A 15536-nucleotide genomic window follows, 5' to 3' on the forward strand; every position below is an offset into this window, starting at 1 on the left:
GGATTGATCAGCGCGATCCTGCTCAAAGCCGATGCAGTTGCCGCCGCGCTGCGATTATTCCGAGCGCATGAAGATGCGGCTTGATGATTGCGCCGCGGTCCGATCTACTTCCGCGCATGGCCAAATCGCTTACGAAGAGACAATCCATCGCTTCATTCGCTGCCGGCGATGACGAATCCGCGCGCGGGCGGCTGCTGAACGCGGCGACGCATCTGTTCTGCAAGAACGGCATCAACGCCACCGGCATCGATGCGATCATCGACGAGGCAGGAACCGCGAAGACCACGCTCTACAAATTGTTCGGCTCGAAGACCAACCTCGTCCAAGCCGTGCTTGAGAGCGAAGGTAAGCAGTGGCGCGAATGGTTCATCGGCGCCATCGAGGCCGGCGGTGGCGACGCGCAGACCAAGCTTTCGCGGATTTTCCCTGCCCTGAAGATCTGGTTCGCCGAGGAACGCTTCTACGGCTGCCCCTTCATCAATGCGGTCGCCGAGCACGACAAGGATGCCAAGCAGTTCCGCAATATCGCGCTGAAGCACAAGAAGGTGGTGCTGGCGCATATCGAACAGCTTGCCGGCGAAATGGGCGCCGCCGAGCCTGTGGTGCTCGCCCATCAGCTGGCGCTCCTGATCGACGGCGCCATCGTCGCCGCCATGGTGTCCTGCGACCCCGGCGTTGCCGATACCGCCGCACTTGCTGCCGGCAGCCTGCTGAGACCGGCGAAAACAAGGAGGCCCAAACGGCGTGACAGCACGACCGGGCAGCTGATCGCGTTCTAAGTCGTTCACGGCGAACTATCTGAGACACTCGATCTCGCAGATGCTGTATCTCGATCCGAAGGCGATGCGCGAGAACGAGCGTCCAGCGCGCCTCCTCTCCGAACGCACCTTTCGGTCAGGTCCGGGCGGTAAAGTCGTTTGAAAGGGTGGCAAGAATTCCGGGACTTGCGCTCCCCACTCGCAAGATATCCAGCTAAGCAACAACGACGCACCTTTGCTCAGTGACCATGTATGGCGCCTATCCCGCCAAGCTCACGCGATCGATCACATGCGCTGGTCGGCGCGGAGACTATTTCGAGGTGATACCCGAAGCCTTTCTCGAAATGGTCCGGCCAGACTCATCGCCCGGTTTTGGTCCTACGTGTGATTTCAGGCCATTGAAGCATCGCCATGCCGTCAGCCACGACTTGAGTTTAACCCAAATCAAATAAGTGGCCCCGCGAGGAACCGCCAGTCTCCGCGGCACGCGGCGAGACCCGCCTCCTATTGATTCTTCTTTCATTTCAAGGAGACAACTTGAATTGCTCCTTTTCATCCTTGGAGAAGCCGTCGCCGCAATTGTCGTGGATGTCTGATCTACTATTGGGTGCCTTGGCCCAGGTTATTCATGAGAGCAACCGCCTCAGGAGCAGTAGCGGCTACCCTTCCATGCATCGCATTTTCCAGACTTTTATCGATTTGCTTTCGAGCGCTGAGGACACAGAGGACTTCGCAAGGGCGATGGCAACTACCGCTGCGGCTCTCGATTTGTCTTTCTTCGCGTACTTGGCTCTGCCGCGCCTGCCGGCCGATAAGCCTCGCTTAATCTCAACATATCCCGCAAAATGGTCTTCTCATTACCTGCGGAGCGAATATCAGCGAATTGATCCCGTCATTGAGCGAGCTTTGCAGACTCCAGAACCATTCCGATGGGGACTGGATATCCAATCGAAGACGAGTTCGGCCGCGCAGCAACGGTTACTCGACGAAGCCGCGCAGTTTGGAATTCGATTGGGCTTTACCATTCCCATTCATGATGACTGCGGACCTCTTGCTGCACTAACCTTCGCGGCCGATCAACCGAGAAACCCATTCGAGACATGTATAGCCGAGCATTCACGGGTGTTGCAGTTGATGACACTGTATTTTCATGCCCATGTCCGACGAAAGCTGACCAACAATCGCAGGGTGGGCGCGGTACTGCTTTCTCCTCGCGAACTTGAATGTCTTGAATGGGCCGGTCGGGGCAAATCCGCGTGGGAGATCGGACGCATTCTTGGCATCTCGCGCCACACAGTCTCCTCTCATCTAGAAAGCGCGAAGGAGAAATTGGGCGTTCGTACCGTGGTCCAGGCAGCCACTCGATTGGCGGCTGCAAAAGGAGAACAGCAAAATTGAGACGGGTGCCTCCCTTAGTTGCGGGAGATGCGCTCTAGACCGTGCATCGGCTTCCTTGCGGTTGAGATAGCAGCAAAGGAGACCAACATGATCCAGCTGATTACGGCGGCGAATTACGGCGAGTTTTCCGAAACACTCGTTCGGATGCATCAACTCCGATACCGGGTTTTCAGGCAGCGGCTTGGGTGGGATGTCCAGGTGAGCGGCGATTTGGAGGCAGATGAATTTGACTCCCTACATCCTGCCTATCTTGTCATGATCGCAAGAGACGGATCAGTTCAGGGGTCGGTTCGCCTGCTGCCCTCGACCGGTCCCACCATGCTTGGACATATTTTCCCGATCCTACTGGCCGGTCAAAGTGCACCATCAAGTCCCTCGATCTGGGAGAGCAGCAGATTTGCCGTCGACATAGCAACGGACACACCGAAGGGTCCACACGGTATTGCTCTTGCCACGTACGAACTCTTTGCCGGGATGATTGAATTCGGCCTGTCGCGCAGTTTGACGGATATCGTTACCGTAACAGATGCGCGAATGGAGCGTATCCTGCGCCGCGCTGGATGGTGCTTACGCCGTATCGCCGAGCCTCAGAAACTCGGAAATACGACGGCAGTTGCCGGCTACCTCGAGATATCAACCACTGCCCTCGCACAGGTGCGCATGGCGGGTGGCCTCCCGGGTCCAATCCTCTGGACACCCGTTATTTCGGCTGCGGCTTAGAGTTCACTCAGCCTGCGGCCAGGTGAACACGTGGACACGTTCAATGATGGAACCGAGCATGGTGCGTACCGCCAATAGAGGCCACTCGCTGCCGCAGGCGCGGCCGTTCGCGATCGATCTGCAACAACTCAAATTCCTCGTAGCAGCCAGCGATTCGGGGAGCCTTCGGCGAGCAGCCGACCTTCACTCTGTTGGGCACTCCGTGATCAGCCGCTCTATTGCACAATTGGAGCGTCAGATCGGGGCCGTTCTACTAGAGCGATCGAGTGGAGGAGTGAAGGCTACGCTTGCCGGCAGGAGCGTGCTACGGATTGCCCGAATCATCTTGGAACAGATCGACACGCTTTCAACAACCGGCAGAGCTAATGGCCGGGGCGAAGCCGGTCGACTTTCTGTCGGATTTTGCACATCAATCTCGGCTGGCAATCTGCGAACCACCTTACTAGACTTCAAGAAGCAGTATCCGCAAATCGAGCTAGCCGCCGTCGAGCGGCCCCGAACTTATCTTATAAACGCGCTCAAGAATGGCACACTTGACGTGCTCGTCGTTACCAGCGACGTTCGTTCGCTTGGCAGCAAGTCTCTAAAGCTCTGGAGCGAGCGGATCCTCGCCTGCTTTCCTGAGCATCACCCACTTCTAGCACGTGATGTTGTCTATTGGACCGATCTACGAGGTGAGACAGTCATACTCAGCCAATATGATCCTAGCCATGACCTTGAGGATCTTATGCTGTCAAAGCTCGCATCTCCGCATGAGCGGCCCAAAATAGATCGGCATGATGTGAGTCGAGGTATCGTCAAAAGCCTCATCAGCATGGGGCTCGGAATTGGTCTCGTCTTAGAATCCGACGTGGGAGTGAATTTCGGCGGCCTCGCATATCGTGATGTGAGAGACGGCACAGGATCGAGCTGCATAGATTTTTGTGCTCACTGGCGTCCGGACAACGAAAATCCGGCCTTAGGCGGATTTCTCAAACTGTTGATAGCACGCTACCCCTCGCTGATACCTTTGGAGTAAGAAGCTCGGCGCAGCTTTGCAAAACCTCTATCCGTCGCCATAAACCGCGCCAACATTGGCGCAATTAGCTTTAGCGGATCGATCCGCTGGCCAGCTTCACGGGCCAAGACCTCTGCATAGGCAACAAGATCCCGATGCACTGATGCTGGAAGCTCAGTGGTGAGCTTGACCGGCTTGTCGTCGGGCAGTGCTCCTATTCTAAGCTTGGACATGCCGTTACTCTCCGTATGGCGCAAGTATGAGGTCACGATTGACGAGAACACGAACCGGAAAACCGGGTCGTACGGTCAAAGTAGGCTGGATGTTGAGACTGCGCCGAACCACCTGCTGTCCGGTTTGGTTTAGTGAATCGGAAGCGCCGTGTCGCAGTGCCTGGATGATGGCGCTGTCGTTGCTATTGGTGTCGGAGCCTGCGCCTAGTTCCGTCCCGACGGCCAAGAACGTCGATAGCGCGGCGGCCTTAAATAGCTCACCCCAATGATTGTCGACCTGATCTTCGAGGCCCGCATAGCCGGCGGAGTCAGCGCCAAGCTGCCGTTCGAGAATGATCGAGCGACCATTGGGCATGATCAGCCGGGTCCAGACGAGCAGCACGCGCGACTGCCCGAAGGTGACCTGGCTGTCGTAGATACCGATCAAGCGTGCTCCCTGGGGCACAAGCAGAAAACGTCCGGTCGGGGTGTCAAACACGTTTTCGGTTACTTGCGCTGTAACCTGGCCTGGAAGGTCCGATCGGATCCCGGTGATCAGGGCTCCCGGAATGACTGTCCCAGCCTGCACGATATATGGTGAAGCCGGCCTAACGACACGGTCAGGGCTGACCGTGCGACGGTCTACAGAAGCGTTTGCGAAGGCAAGCTTCCGGTCCTGACCGTTCTGCGCAGGTCCGTCGTCGCTAGTGCTCGATGCGTTCGTTGACACGCCGCGATCGCTTCCAACAGTTGCAACGGCGGACGGACGCACGTCTCTTCCATTGGTCGAAGCGAACAAACGGCTGATACGGGCTGCTTCGGTCTCCTGGTCCCGACGCTGCTGTTCCGGGTCAGCGTCGATCGTCGGTGACTGGCCCTGCGCAGCTAGGATGGGTCGACCGAGGTCCCCAGGCAGCGGCGGACCAAGCTGCGGAATCGCCGAGCGTGGACTGCTATTATAGTCCTTCGGCAACGCCGTGATGCCATCGGCAACGTTGTGATGGTCGGTGCTGTAAAGCTCGTCCGCCGCCTGGCTTCGGGAACGATTGTTCTGCAGCGACCACAACACCGCTACGCCTATGACGAGCAGGGCAACCGCGCTCCCGCCGGCCAGAACCTTCCGCGACAATCGCGTCACGCGCGGATGCTCTGCTCTCAAGCGGAAGCCCTTGGACTCCTCGACTTGTGTCTGCGCTGGATTCGCCTGCTCGTGATCGTTTCCATCCGGTGGGTTCATGACGACGGCCTCCCATCGCTCCTTACAATCCTCACCGTCTGCTGGTGCTCACCGCCGAGTCTAAGTTCGGCGGCAGCAAACAGTCGATCGACGATCAACACGTTGCCGTAGGCGCGATAGTTGACGAGTTCGGTCTTGCCGTCTGGTCCGACGACAAAGAGCGGAGGCATCTCACCTTGGACGATGCCCTGCGGGAATTCGATATAGACCTTGCGGCCATCGTCGTATGCAGCGAGCGGCCGCCAGGGCGGGCTATCCCCTTCGATCGCATAGCGAGAGATCCGCTGGGCCGGGTCCGGAAGAACGGGTCGGAGAGCGATTGAACGTGATCGTTCGCGCACGGTTTCCGGATAGTACCAAGCTACCGATGGCATGTATGGCCGCTCGCGGGAGCGGAGCTCAATCAGGTAAGTACGCCGATCGGTATTGACGACAAGATTGGTCTCAATCGATGCCCGGGTCGGCTTGACCAGGATATGGACCCGTCGCGTGTCGCCGCTCCCGCTTTCGGTATCCCCCACGACCCAGCGCACGGTATCTCCTGCGGCGATGGGTCCTGATCCCGTCAACTGCTCTCCTTCCTCGAGCGCGATATCGGTGATCTGCCCTGGCGCAGCGTAGATCTGATAGAGTGCTCCAGGGCTGTACGCGTAAATTTGCGCGGCGTTGAAGTACCCCCGCTTGCGCGGTTCGACGCGGGCCGCACTGTTTGCCGTCTCAACCCGGCTCACGGGTTCAGCGTCTTCCTTTCCTCCCGACTTGCCGCCAAGAGCCGGCTTCCAGAGCGGCGGAACGTGAAGCGGCCGCGATCTATCGTCCAAAGGCGCTGGAGCCGCCGGCTGCGGAGGGACCTCCGCGTCATATCTGATCTCCGGCGGAATGTAGGTCGCGCACCCACCGAGCGCCGACGAACAAAGTAGAAGGGCGGACAGAAATGCTCGCTTCGCGGTCACGAACTCGGACCAGGTCGAATTGAGCACGCGGTACGGGATAAAGTCCTTCAAATGAACGACAGATGGCGTTTTGGTCACTGACCCAACTCCTTTGACCAGTTGATGGCGCGGACATAGACGCCAAGTGGATTCTTGCGCAGGCGCTCGGCATCGCGCGGCGTCTCGATTACGATCGTGAGAATCGCAGTCCAACGCTCAGTCGAGTTCAACGATCCGTTGTCGTAGGTGCGCTGGGTCCACGCGACCCGAAAGCTTTCTGAGGACGCGCGAATGACGCTCGAGACGTCCACGGAGATTTGTGCCTTGCCCAGCTTGGCAAAGGGGTCATTGTTGCGCGCATAGTCGTTGAGCGCGGCGGCACCACGATCGGTTGTAAAATCATAGGCCCGGAGCCAATTTTGGCGCAGAACGATGCCGTCAGCCGGCAGCCCTCTCACATCCTCGACGAAGCGAGCCAGGTGATAGGCGATCTGCGCGTCAGTGGGTTGATAGTCGAAGTTGGCTGGCGCAACCCTTTGGGCCTGGCCGAGATGATCGACCTCGACCACCCAGGGCGTGATCGATCCTTGGCTCGATTGCCAAACAAGCCCACACGCGAGGCTGGCCGATAACATCAGGCAGCCGAACGCCATCAGGCGCCAGTTCTTGGCTTGCACGCGCGCCGAACCAATGCGTTGGTCCCAAACCTGCGCTGCCTTTTGATATGGAGTGACTGGTTCGGGCATGCGCCCGTAATGAACGGAAGGTCGTTTGAACATTGATGATTGCCCCTAGGATCAAGTGATCGGTTTCAAGTCGTGTAGCGTCCGGGTTAGAGGAGCTGCCGCGCGGCGTGTGGCGAAAGCGCACTGGCTACGTGTCACCGCTCTCCTTCAGACAAATCGACGGAGGAGCCGCTGCCACCGTGATCGCCTGAGCGGACCGCGTGGCCGGCTGCCGACGCTCCATGTCGAATAGTCTGGCCACGCTTCATGCGCCGCGCCCAATCGGGCTGCCCTTCGGCCGAAGTGCTCGCGGCCTGCACGCTCGCTTGTCCACCTCCGCTGGATGCGGCCGCCGCGCGGCGCAACGGGCTCATGGCAGCCGAACCTCCAGCCTCCGCGGCGCCGGAGAGGCCGCCGCTTCGATAGGCGGCGGATGCGCCGCTCAAGACGGCACCGCCACCACGCGCGGCGCCTGCCATCGCTCCGCCAGCGAGACCAGCACCACCGGCGGCAAGACCTGCGCCGGCAGCAACAACCCCGCCTGCGGCCAGGCCCGTTCCAATCGCGGCGCCAGCGCCGAGCTGCGGTCCGCCTGACACCAGACCGTTTGCGATACCCGGACCGAAGATACCGAGGCCCAGCAATGACAGGGCCGCGAGCACCAGCGTCATGGCGTCTTCAATGGTCGGCTGACCACCAGCAAAGCCAGACGTGAACTGCGAGAACAGGGTCGAGCCGATGCCCACGATGACCGCCAGGACCAAGACCTTGATCCCGGAAGATATGACGTTGCCCAGCACCCGCTCAGCCGCGAAGGCCGTCTTGCCAAACAAGCCGAAGGGAATGAGCACGAAGCCGGCCAGCGTCGTGAGCTTAAACTCGATCAGAGTGACGAAGAGCTGGATCGCCAGAATAAAGAAGGCGAGCAGCACCACGACCCACGCGAACAAGAGAACGACGATCTGGACGAAATTCTCGAAGAAGCTGATATAGCCCATCAGATTCGAGATCGAATCGAGCAACGGCCGGCCCGCATCGAGCCCGACCTGAGCGATCTTTCCCGGTCGCAGGAAATCCGATGCAGACAGGCTTGCGCCAGACGCCTTCAGCCCAAGACCGGCAAAGCTCTCGAAGACGATGCGCGCCAGGCTGTTCCAGTTACCGATGAGGTAGGAAAAGACGCCCACGAAGAGCGTCTTCTTGACGAGGCGCGCGATGATGTCCTCGTCCGTCCCCCAACTCCAGAACAACGCGGCGAGCGTGATGTCGATCGCCGCAAGGGTCGTTGCGAGATATCCGACATCGCTACCCAGCAACCCGAACCCGTTATCGATATAACGGGTGAACGTTTCCAGGAACTGGTCGATGATCCCCGTACCAGTCATGGCTTGCTTGCCTCAGGTGTCGCAACAGATGGATATCCTGGCGGGACCCGGCTCTGATCCTTTGGAGCAGGCATTATGCCGGCGGCTGAATCATCGTGGCCGAGAGCGGCGGCGCCGTCCTTCTTGCCAAAGAAGCGACGCCGGTTTTCGTCCCAGACCTGCTTGCAATGCGGATAGCCCGCTGTTTCCTCCGAGGTGACGCTGCGGCAGCGTGCGAGGTCAGAGCTGGTTGCACCTGTTGTCTGGTCCGCCTTTTTCAGCGGCGGAGACTCGTCTCGACCACGAAGCTGAATCGTGCAGGCTGAAACGACCAATACCCCGATTGTCGTAAGCAACGACAACGCCTTGAATGCCCCTACGTCGATCATTAGTGGAACATCCGCACGTCTTGGGATTGATAGCCCAGTCCCGGTGTCAGGAACCGCCTGAGCTGCTCTCGCCCCTGATCTTGGGCCGAGGCGCGCTGAGCTGCTTCAAGGCTCTGTGCTCGGCCCTGCGCAGCCACGGCAGCCGTGAGATCGGCGAGTTGTTGCGCTTGAAGCGCGAGTATCTGATTGCCGGCCTGGGTTGCCTGCAGAGCGCCGCTGGCGCCCTGGCTCGATGTTACGAGCGCGGACGTCTGGATGCGGTTGGTGTCGAGGTTGCCGACAACGCCGGCCTGGACACGAAGTGCATCCTGCAAGGCAGCGACAGAGTTCTGCCAACGTGATTGGGCGTTGGTGATCAGCGCCTGGCTGGACTGGCTGCCGGTCACCGGCGCATAGCTGGTCGAGAACGCGCGATCGATCTGCTGGACATCGTAGGCGATCCGCTGGGCCTGGGCCAGCAATTGCTGGGTCCGCTGGATCGATGATTGCAGTTGCTGCAATGACGAGTACGGCAGGTTTGCCAGATTCTTTGCCTGGTTAATCAGCATCTGCGCCTCGTTCTGCAACGAGGTGATCTGGTTGCTGATCTGCTGGAGCTCCCGCGCCGCGGTCAGGACATTCTGGACGTAGTTGTTGGGATCGAAGACGATCCACTGCGCCCGCGCGGGAGCCGTGACGCCGAGCGTGAGAGCGATGGTGCCAACGGCCGCCAATAAGCTGAGGCGCCTCATAGCGATTTCTCCAGATTGACGAGATTGGGGATCAGGTCGGTGGCCCAGGCGACGCCACGGTGCAGGAGCCAGGCCGACACGAAGCCGTCAGGTCCATGCTCGGCCAGTAGCTGCGTGATGGACGCCTGGTCTGTCTTCGAAGAGGCTGCGGTGAAGGCGAGTGCCACCTCACCAAGCCCGAGCTCGAACATCCGGTTGCCGCGACGGGACTGGCAGTAGTAGTCGCGCTTCGGCGTTGCCCGGCTCAAAAGCTCGATCTGGCGGTCATTCAGGCCGAACCGACGGTAGATCGCAGTGATCTGCGGCTCGATCGCCCGTTCGTTCGGCAGCAACAGGCGCGTTGGGCAGCTCTCGATGATCGCGGGTGCGATCGCGGAACCATCGATGTCCGATAGCGATTGGGTGGCGAAGATGACCGACGCGTTCTTCTTCCGAAGCGTCTTCAGCCATTCTCGCAGCTGGCCGGCAAAATCCTCATCGTCGAGGGCAAGCCAACCCTCATCGACAATCAGGAGCGTCGGCCGGCCGTCGAGACGATCCCCAATACGATGGAACAGGTACGCCAGCACGGCCGGCGCTGCGCTCGTCCCGATCAACCCTTCAGTCTCAAACGCCTGGACCGAGGCTTCGCCAAGGCGTTCGAATTCGGCATCGAGCAGATGCCCGGAGGGACCGCCCAGGCAATAGGGCTGGAGGGCCCGTTTCAGGGAGTTCGACTGCAGCAGGACCGAGAGACCCGTCAAGGTACGCTCCTGCATCGGCGCCGAGGCGAGAGACGTCAGCGCCGACCACAGATGATCCTTGACCTCCGGGGTGATCTCGATCTTCTCACGTGCAAGGATTGCGCCGATCCATTCCGTGGCCCATCCGCGCTCGGAAGGATCGTCGATCCAGGCCAGCGGCTGCAACGTAACGGGTTGGTCGCCTCCGTCAGACAATGCGCCACCCAGATCGTGCCAGTCACCGCCCATGGCGAGTGAAGCCGCTCGGATCGAACCGCCAAAATCGAACGCAAAGACCTGAGCATTCGGGTAGCGACGAAACTGCAGCGCCATCAGTGCCAGCAACACGGACTTGCCAGCTCCCGTCGGTCCCACCACTAGAGTATGGCCGACATCGCCAACGTGGAGCGAAAATCGGAACGGGGTCGAGCCCTCGGTCTTGCCGAACAGAAGAGGCGGCCCCTTGAAGTGCAGATCCCTCGCCTCGCCCGCCCATACGGCCGACATTGGAATCATATGGGCGAGGTTGAGGGTTGAGACCGGCGGCTGCCGTACGTTGGCATAGACGTGCCCGGGCAGACTGCCGAGCCAGGCTTCAACGGCGTTCACCGTCTCGATCATGCAGGTGAAATCGCGGCCCTGAATGACCTTCTCGACCAGCCGAAGCTTTTCATCGGCTGCACCCGGATCGCCGTCCCACACGGTGACGGTCGCCGTAACAAAGGCTTGTCCGATCTGATCCGAACCGAGTTCCTGTAGGGCAGCATCGGCGTCGATCGCCTTGTTGTGGGCGTCAGTATCGAGCAGCGTCGATGCCTCGTTGGTCATGACCTCCTTGAGAATGGCGCCGATGGATTTTCTCTTGGCGAACCATTGCCGGCGAATCTTGGTCAGCAGCTTGGTGGCATCGGTCTTGTCGAGCATGATCGCCCGGGTCGACCAGCGATACGAAAATGGCAGGCGATTCAGGTCGTCCAGAATTCCCGGCGTTGTCGCGCCGGGAAAGCCGACAATCGTCAGAACCCGGACATTGGCTGAGCCCAGCATCGGCTCTAGTCCGCCCGTGAGCGGCTGGTCGGCCAACAGCGCATCGATGTACATGGGAATTTCGGGCACCCGAACGCGATGACGCTTGGTCGAGATCGTCGAGTGCAGGTAGGTCAGCGTGTCCTGATCATCGAGCCAGGCGCATTCGGGCATGAACCCTTCAACAAGCTGAAGGACGCGATTGGTTTGATCGATGAACCCACGGAGTACCTCGTGAGCATCTGCACCAGCCGTACGATCGCGGCCCTCATAAAGCAGGCGCTCTGCCCTGGCCGCCCCCTCCTCCGGAGGCAAATAGAGGAAGGTCAGGAAAAAGCTGGACTCATAGTGGGCGCCCTCCTCCTCAAATTGAGCTTTGCGTTCAGCGTCGACCAGCGCAGACGCGACATCCGGAAAGGTGTTCGCCGGGTAAGCGCCCGCAAAATGACGCTGCGCCTCAACGAATACGGCCCAGCCTGATCCCAACCGGCGCAAGGCGTTGTTCAAACGACCCGCGACGGCAACAAGCTCGGCCGGCACTGCGCTGTCGAGGTCGGGGCCCCGGAATTTGGCCGTCCGTTGAAACGAACCGTCCTTGTTCAGGATGACCCCCTCGTCGACCAGGGCTGCCCATGGCACGAAGTCGGCGAGACGCGCGTTCGAATGGCGGTATTCGGCGAGATTCATCATGACTGACTGCTCAGGCGTTGAGATGGCCGGGAATGCGCAGATGTCGGCGCACCACATCGACGAAGGCGGGATCGCGCTTGGCGGCCCAGACGGCGGCCATGTGGCCGATGAACCAGAGGACGAGACCCGCGATCCACAGCCGCAATCCAAGTCCAAGGGCCGCGGCAAGCGTGCCGTTGACGATCGCGACCGACCGCGGCGCACCGCCCATCAAGATCGGCTCAGTGAGCGCGCGGTGAACGGGCACGACAAATCCTGCGACCGGCTCATCCATCAGATCACCACGCCGCCGCCGAAGGAGAAGAACGACAGGAAGAAGCTCGAGGCCGCGAACGCGATCGACAGACCGAACACGATCTGGATCAGTCTGCGGAAACCACCTGACGAGTCTCCGAACGCGAGCGTGAGCCCCGTCACGACGATAATGATGACGGCGATGATCTTGGCGACTGGCCCCTCCACAGACTGCAGGATCTGATTGAGGGGCTGCTCCCACGGCATGTTCGAGCCAGCCGCCCAGGCCGGCGCCGTCGCCAAAAGCACCACGCCGGACGGGGCCAGCGATACGGCCTGCCGAAGAACGCGAAATTCCAAACGCATGTCAGTCTCCTGCTGATGAAAGGCTGTAGTCGCCAGCGGCCCCGAGCCCCATGACGAGGGCGAGCTCAGCGAGGCGGCGGTCAGCGCCGCGTCCCGCAAGCACAGCAACTAGGTTGATGGTCTCGGCTATCAGGGCACGCGGAACCGTGATGACAGCTTCCTGGATCAGTTGCTCGAGCCGCCGCAGCGCGCCGAGCCCGCTGCCCGCATGGATGGTCCCGATACCGCCGGGGTGACCGGTGCCCCAAGCCTTAAGCAGGTCGAGCGCTTCGGCGCCGCGAACCTCTCCGATCGGGATGCGATCCGGTCGCAGTCGCAGCGAGGAGCGAACGAGGTCCGATAGCGTGGCCACGCCATCTTTGGTCCGCAGTGCTACAAGATTGGGTGCCTCGCACTGAAGTTCGCGTGTATCCTCGATCAGCACGACCCGATCGGAGGTCTTTGCCACCTCAGCCAAGAGCGCATTCGTCAAAGTGGTCTTGCCGGTCGATGTCCCACCGGCGACGAGGATGTTCTTACGAGCAGAGACCGCACCCTTCAGGATCTTGGCCTGCTCCGAGGTCATGATCCCCTGGGCGACGTAGTCATCGAGCGTAAACACGGCGACAGCGGGCTTGCGGATAGCAAAGGCAGGAGCAGCAACTACCGGAGGCAAGAGACCTTCGAAGCGCTCGCCGGTCCCAGGCAGTTCGGCTGAAACGCGTGGCGCACCGGCATGCACCTCGGCGCCCACGTGATGCGCGACCAGGCGAACAATGCGCTCGCCATCTGCCGCGGACAGAGTTTCGCCTGTGTCGATCAAGCCATTCGACAGCCTATCGATCCACAGCCGCCCGTCAGGATTGAGCATGACCTCGATGATCGATTCATTTTCGAGGTAGCCAGCAATCGCTGGGCCAAGCGCGCTACGCAGCATTCGCGCTCCGCGCGAATTCGCCTCCGATTGACTGGAATGGATTGCCACCGCCGCCCCCACCGAATGAGAACGTCCAAAGGGCGCCCTCAGATGGGATGATTAGAAAGGGCACTAAACGATCGGGAGCAACGAGTGCTTTCGGTGATCGTAGGCCGGCGTAGAAAAAGAAAGACTGAGAACTGGCAATTGAGGCCTACTCAATCGCATCAGTTTGCCGCGAGCTACTGCTCACCACTCCACGTCGCCTTCCGCGGGCATTAACACGACCGAGTTCTCGTAGGCACCGACCGACTCGACCACGTTGGAAACGTTGGCCGCCATGAAGGAAATTGCACTCAGCCATGAAGCGACGGATCGGCGCCAAGGTAGCGCGAACCAAGCCAACGCCGCGATCTGCAGTGCGACGCTGAGACCGAACGCGACTTGATAGGCCATGACGGATCTATGGCCGTTATTCGTGGACCATTGCTCCAGGATCAGGCCTGTCGCGTACTGGGCCAGGAATGCCCAACCGAAGTGCAGGACGTTCAAGGCACCGTTGGCACGACCGGCAAGTTCTGGCGGATAGTAATCAGCTATCACCGCGAAGCTGACCACGGTTGCCGTTCCGACAATTGCTACAGCGGACCACGGCAAAACGGACGGCAAAGGTACGCGCAGGATCAAGGCAAGCTGAGCTATGATAAACAGCAGCGCGACTATCGCCAATACCGGCTCGGCCCCGATTCCGCGTCGCCTGATGCAATGGACCGTCGTTCCAAACACCCAAGCGCCGCCACTAAGTACGATCGACATCATGAACAGGTGTGCGACGAGACTCGCACGATCGAGACCCTCTACGTCCATCAGCCACGGCGACGCCCACAATCCCAGCAGAGACCAGGACGATCCAACGCAGGTAGCTGATAACGGGGCAATTCGCCAGAACCGCCTATCCCCAAAGACGGAGCTAAGCGTGGCGGGATTTGATGTTGTTGAAAGGACAATTCGCTCGGGAACCAAGACATAGATGAGCATCGCCGTGGCGCCGGTCGCAGCCGCCAGGATCTCAAAGAGCTGTCGCCAGCCCATCAAAGCGAGCAGGTATTCGGCGGGAGCCGTAGCGGTCACCGCTCCTAGCGACCCCAGCATGATCATGTAGCCGTTAAGCAAGGCAACTCGTTCCTTGGGGAACCAAAGGATGATGGACTTCAGGCCTGCCGTCAGCGCCGCCGCCACCCCGAGCCCGATCATTGCTCGTGCAAGAAAAAGCGATGCCAATCCCGTGGACACCGCAAATAATTCGGCGCCCGCGGCTGCGATCAGGAGCAGAGCACTTTGGACGCGACGCGGACCAAAGCGGTCCAGCAATATGCCGACGGGGATCTGAGCCGCCGCGAAAACAAGGAAATAAACTGACGTAAGCAACCCGAGGTCGGCAGTCCCAAGCCCGGTATCCGAGCTGAGATGGCCGGCGATCAAGGCGTTGATCGTTCGAAACAGATACGAAAGATAGTACCCAGCGGCAAACGGGAGAAAAACGCGCGCAATTCGACGCCATGCGGTTGAAGTTTGCATGCTGGCCCCTTTTGCTCTCAGCTCGTTCGAGCCGATAGCGCGACCAGCTTTTGTCAGTTCGGCTAAATTGCTGCGGTCGTAGGCTGGCGAAGAAAAAGAAGGGGCCGGCTCGCTAGCGTATCCGGAGCACCCCGTCAGGTTTCGTCGGCCGGTTCCTGACGGCGGATATCTTCTGGAATCTCGCGCAAAAAGCTTTGCCCCTTTTGCAAACGGCGCCCAAGCGCCTCGACAAATCCTTCAAAGCGCTCCCTGCCCTTTGCCTGCGCGGCCGCCTGCGCGTCGTTGGGCAAGGGTGGCGTGATCGTCAGCCAGAAACGGATGAAGAGGGCCAAGGTCTCGGCCGTTAGACCAACGTCACGCTCCAGCCTCTGCATCTGACGCGACAGCCGATCGAGGCGACGGGTAAACGCCGCCTCCCGCCTGTCTGCTCCGTCTGGTGACAGAAAGGAAGCGACAGCCGCTTCCACGATCGCCGACCGAGAAAGCTTCCTGAGATCGGCCAAATCCGAGATCTGCTTCAAAAGCTCTGGCGGGAAATAAACGTTCATCCGATCGCGCATGT

At 60.1% G+C, this 15536-nt stretch carries 17 protein-coding genes; 4 read left to right on the forward strand and 13 right to left on the reverse strand.

All coding sequences use genetic code 11. The features are described from left to right. Positions 1 to 116: 116 nt before the first annotated feature. The 4 genes from JQ617_RS24010 to JQ617_RS24025 all read left to right on the forward strand — a co-directional run bounded on the left by JQ617_RS24010 (position 117) and on the right by JQ617_RS24025 (position 3894). On the forward strand, positions 117 to 779 hold the full coding sequence (locus JQ617_RS24010; RefSeq protein ID WP_212028440.1) for a TetR/AcrR family transcriptional regulator: 663 nt from the start codon (positions 117 to 119) through the stop codon (positions 777 to 779). A 648-nt stretch (positions 780 to 1427) separates the two neighbouring features. Continuing rightward, positions 1428 to 2156, forward strand: coding sequence for a LuxR family transcriptional regulator (locus JQ617_RS24015; protein ID WP_212028441.1), 729 nt, complete (start codon positions 1428 to 1430; stop codon positions 2154 to 2156). An 87-nt stretch (positions 2157 to 2243) separates the two neighbouring features. Then, positions 2244 to 2876: an acyl-homoserine-lactone synthase gene (locus JQ617_RS24020; protein WP_212028442.1), complete on the forward strand. Its 633-nt coding sequence runs from the start codon at positions 2244 to 2246 to the stop codon at positions 2874 to 2876. 58 nt (positions 2877 to 2934) lie between these two features. Further along, positions 2935 to 3894, forward strand: coding sequence for a LysR family transcriptional regulator (locus JQ617_RS24025; protein WP_249157432.1), 960 nt, complete (start codon positions 2935 to 2937; stop codon positions 3892 to 3894). Here the strand turns inward: JQ617_RS24025 and JQ617_RS24030 are convergent. The 13 genes from JQ617_RS24030 to JQ617_RS24090 all read right to left on the reverse strand — a co-directional run bounded on the left by JQ617_RS24030 (position 3867) and on the right by JQ617_RS24090 (position 15534). Next, positions 3867 to 4106, reverse strand: a complete 240-nt coding sequence (locus JQ617_RS24030; protein WP_212028443.1) for a DUF2274 domain-containing protein — start codon at positions 4104 to 4106, stop codon at positions 3867 to 3869. The two genes, JQ617_RS24025 and JQ617_RS24030, sit on opposite strands and share 28 nt — an antisense overlap. Before the next feature lie 4 nt (positions 4107 to 4110). Next, positions 4111 to 5322, reverse strand: a complete 1212-nt coding sequence (locus JQ617_RS24035; protein WP_212028444.1) for a TraB/TrbI/VirB10 family type IV secretion system protein — start codon at positions 5320 to 5322, stop codon at positions 4111 to 4113. Next, positions 5319 to 6353, reverse strand: coding sequence for a P-type conjugative transfer protein TrbG (gene trbG, locus JQ617_RS24040; RefSeq protein ID WP_212028445.1), 1035 nt, complete (start codon positions 6351 to 6353; stop codon positions 5319 to 5321). The genes JQ617_RS24035 and trbG overlap by 4 nt, the downstream gene beginning before the upstream one ends. Beyond that, positions 6350 to 7033, reverse strand: coding sequence for a conjugal transfer protein TrbF (gene trbF, locus JQ617_RS24045; protein ID WP_212028446.1), 684 nt, complete (start codon positions 7031 to 7033; stop codon positions 6350 to 6352). The genes trbG and trbF overlap by 4 nt, the downstream gene beginning before the upstream one ends. A gap of 101 nt (positions 7034 to 7134) precedes the next feature. Continuing rightward, positions 7135 to 8364, reverse strand: coding sequence for a P-type conjugative transfer protein TrbL (trbL, locus tag JQ617_RS24050; protein WP_212028447.1), 1230 nt, complete (start codon positions 8362 to 8364; stop codon positions 7135 to 7137). Then, on the reverse strand, positions 8361 to 8732 hold the full coding sequence (gene trbK-alt / locus JQ617_RS24055) for a putative entry exclusion protein TrbK-alt (protein WP_212028448.1): 372 nt from the start codon (positions 8730 to 8732) through the stop codon (positions 8361 to 8363). Before trbK-alt ends, trbL begins: the two co-directional genes overlap by 4 nt. Continuing rightward, on the reverse strand, positions 8732 to 9463 hold the full coding sequence (trbJ, locus tag JQ617_RS24060; RefSeq protein WP_212028449.1) for a P-type conjugative transfer protein TrbJ: 732 nt from the start codon (positions 9461 to 9463) through the stop codon (positions 8732 to 8734). Before trbJ ends, trbK-alt begins: the two co-directional genes overlap by 1 nt. Further along, positions 9460 to 11901, reverse strand: coding sequence for a conjugal transfer protein TrbE (gene trbE / locus JQ617_RS24065; RefSeq protein WP_212028450.1), 2442 nt, complete (start codon positions 11899 to 11901; stop codon positions 9460 to 9462). The genes trbJ and trbE overlap by 4 nt, the downstream gene beginning before the upstream one ends. A 10-nt stretch (positions 11902 to 11911) precedes the next feature. Beyond that, positions 11912 to 12175: a VirB3 family type IV secretion system protein gene (locus tag JQ617_RS24070; RefSeq protein WP_172789584.1), complete on the reverse strand. Its 264-nt coding sequence runs from the start codon at positions 12173 to 12175 to the stop codon at positions 11912 to 11914. After that, positions 12175 to 12501: a TrbC/VirB2 family type IV secretion system protein gene (locus JQ617_RS24075; protein ID WP_212028451.1), complete on the reverse strand. Its 327-nt coding sequence runs from the start codon at positions 12499 to 12501 to the stop codon at positions 12175 to 12177. The genes JQ617_RS24070 and JQ617_RS24075 overlap by 1 nt, the downstream gene beginning before the upstream one ends. Before the next feature lies 1 nt (position 12502). Then, positions 12503 to 13417 (reverse strand): P-type conjugative transfer ATPase TrbB, encoded by a 915-nt coding sequence (gene trbB, locus JQ617_RS24080; protein WP_212028452.1) that lies wholly within the window; start codon positions 13415 to 13417, stop codon positions 12503 to 12505. Positions 13418 to 13645: 228 nt separating this feature from the next. Then, positions 13646 to 14974 (reverse strand): MFS transporter, encoded by a 1329-nt coding sequence (locus JQ617_RS24085; RefSeq protein WP_212028453.1) that lies wholly within the window; start codon positions 14972 to 14974, stop codon positions 13646 to 13648. 134 nt (positions 14975 to 15108) lie between these two features. Next, positions 15109 to 15534, reverse strand: coding sequence for a CopG family transcriptional regulator (locus JQ617_RS24090; protein WP_212028454.1), 426 nt, complete (start codon positions 15532 to 15534; stop codon positions 15109 to 15111). Between the last annotated feature and the right edge of the window lie 2 nt (positions 15535 to 15536).

The sequence above is a fragment of the Bradyrhizobium sp. KB893862 SZCCT0404 genome, from assembly GCF_018130885.1.
GTDB classification, from domain to species: Bacteria; Pseudomonadota; Alphaproteobacteria; order Rhizobiales; family Xanthobacteraceae; genus Bradyrhizobium; species Bradyrhizobium stylosanthis.

Excerpts from the sequence above, each read along its gene's own strand:
- JQ617_RS24010 (WP_212028440.1), top strand. The coding sequence starts at position 117 with ATGGCCAAATCGCTTACGAAGAGACAATCCATCGCTTCATTCGCTGCC.
- JQ617_RS24015 (WP_212028441.1), top strand. The coding sequence starts at position 1,428 with ATGCATCGCATTTTCCAGACTTTTATCGATTTGCTTTCGAGCGCTGAG.
- JQ617_RS24020 (WP_212028442.1), top strand. The coding sequence starts at position 2,244 with ATGATCCAGCTGATTACGGCGGCGAATTACGGCGAGTTTTCCGAAACA.
- JQ617_RS24025 (WP_249157432.1), top strand. The coding sequence starts at position 2,935 with ATGGTGCGTACCGCCAATAGAGGCCACTCGCTGCCGCAGGCGCGGCCG.
- JQ617_RS24030 (WP_212028443.1), bottom strand. The coding sequence starts at position 4,106 with ATGTCCAAGCTTAGAATAGGAGCACTGCCCGACGACAAGCCGGTCAAG.
- JQ617_RS24035 (WP_212028444.1), bottom strand. The coding sequence starts at position 5,322 with ATGAACCCACCGGATGGAAACGATCACGAGCAGGCGAATCCAGCGCAG.
- trbF (WP_212028446.1), bottom strand. The coding sequence starts at position 7,033 with ATGTTCAAACGACCTTCCGTTCATTACGGGCGCATGCCCGAACCAGTC.
- trbL (WP_212028447.1), bottom strand. The coding sequence starts at position 8,364 with ATGACTGGTACGGGGATCATCGACCAGTTCCTGGAAACGTTCACCCGT.
- trbK-alt (WP_212028448.1), bottom strand. The coding sequence starts at position 8,732 with ATGATCGACGTAGGGGCATTCAAGGCGTTGTCGTTGCTTACGACAATC.
- trbJ (WP_212028449.1), bottom strand. The coding sequence starts at position 9,463 with ATGAGGCGCCTCAGCTTATTGGCGGCCGTTGGCACCATCGCTCTCACG.
- trbE (WP_212028450.1), bottom strand. The coding sequence starts at position 11,901 with ATGATGAATCTCGCCGAATACCGCCATTCGAACGCGCGTCTCGCCGAC.
- JQ617_RS24070 (WP_172789584.1), bottom strand. The coding sequence starts at position 12,175 with ATGGATGAGCCGGTCGCAGGATTTGTCGTGCCCGTTCACCGCGCGCTC.
- JQ617_RS24075 (WP_212028451.1), bottom strand. The coding sequence starts at position 12,501 with ATGCGTTTGGAATTTCGCGTTCTTCGGCAGGCCGTATCGCTGGCCCCG.
- trbB (WP_212028452.1), bottom strand. The coding sequence starts at position 13,417 with ATGCTGCGTAGCGCGCTTGGCCCAGCGATTGCTGGCTACCTCGAAAAT.
- JQ617_RS24085 (WP_212028453.1), bottom strand. The coding sequence starts at position 14,974 with ATGCAAACTTCAACCGCATGGCGTCGAATTGCGCGCGTTTTTCTCCCG.
- JQ617_RS24090 (WP_212028454.1), bottom strand. The coding sequence starts at position 15,534 with ATGCGCGATCGGATGAACGTTTATTTCCCGCCAGAGCTTTTGAAGCAG.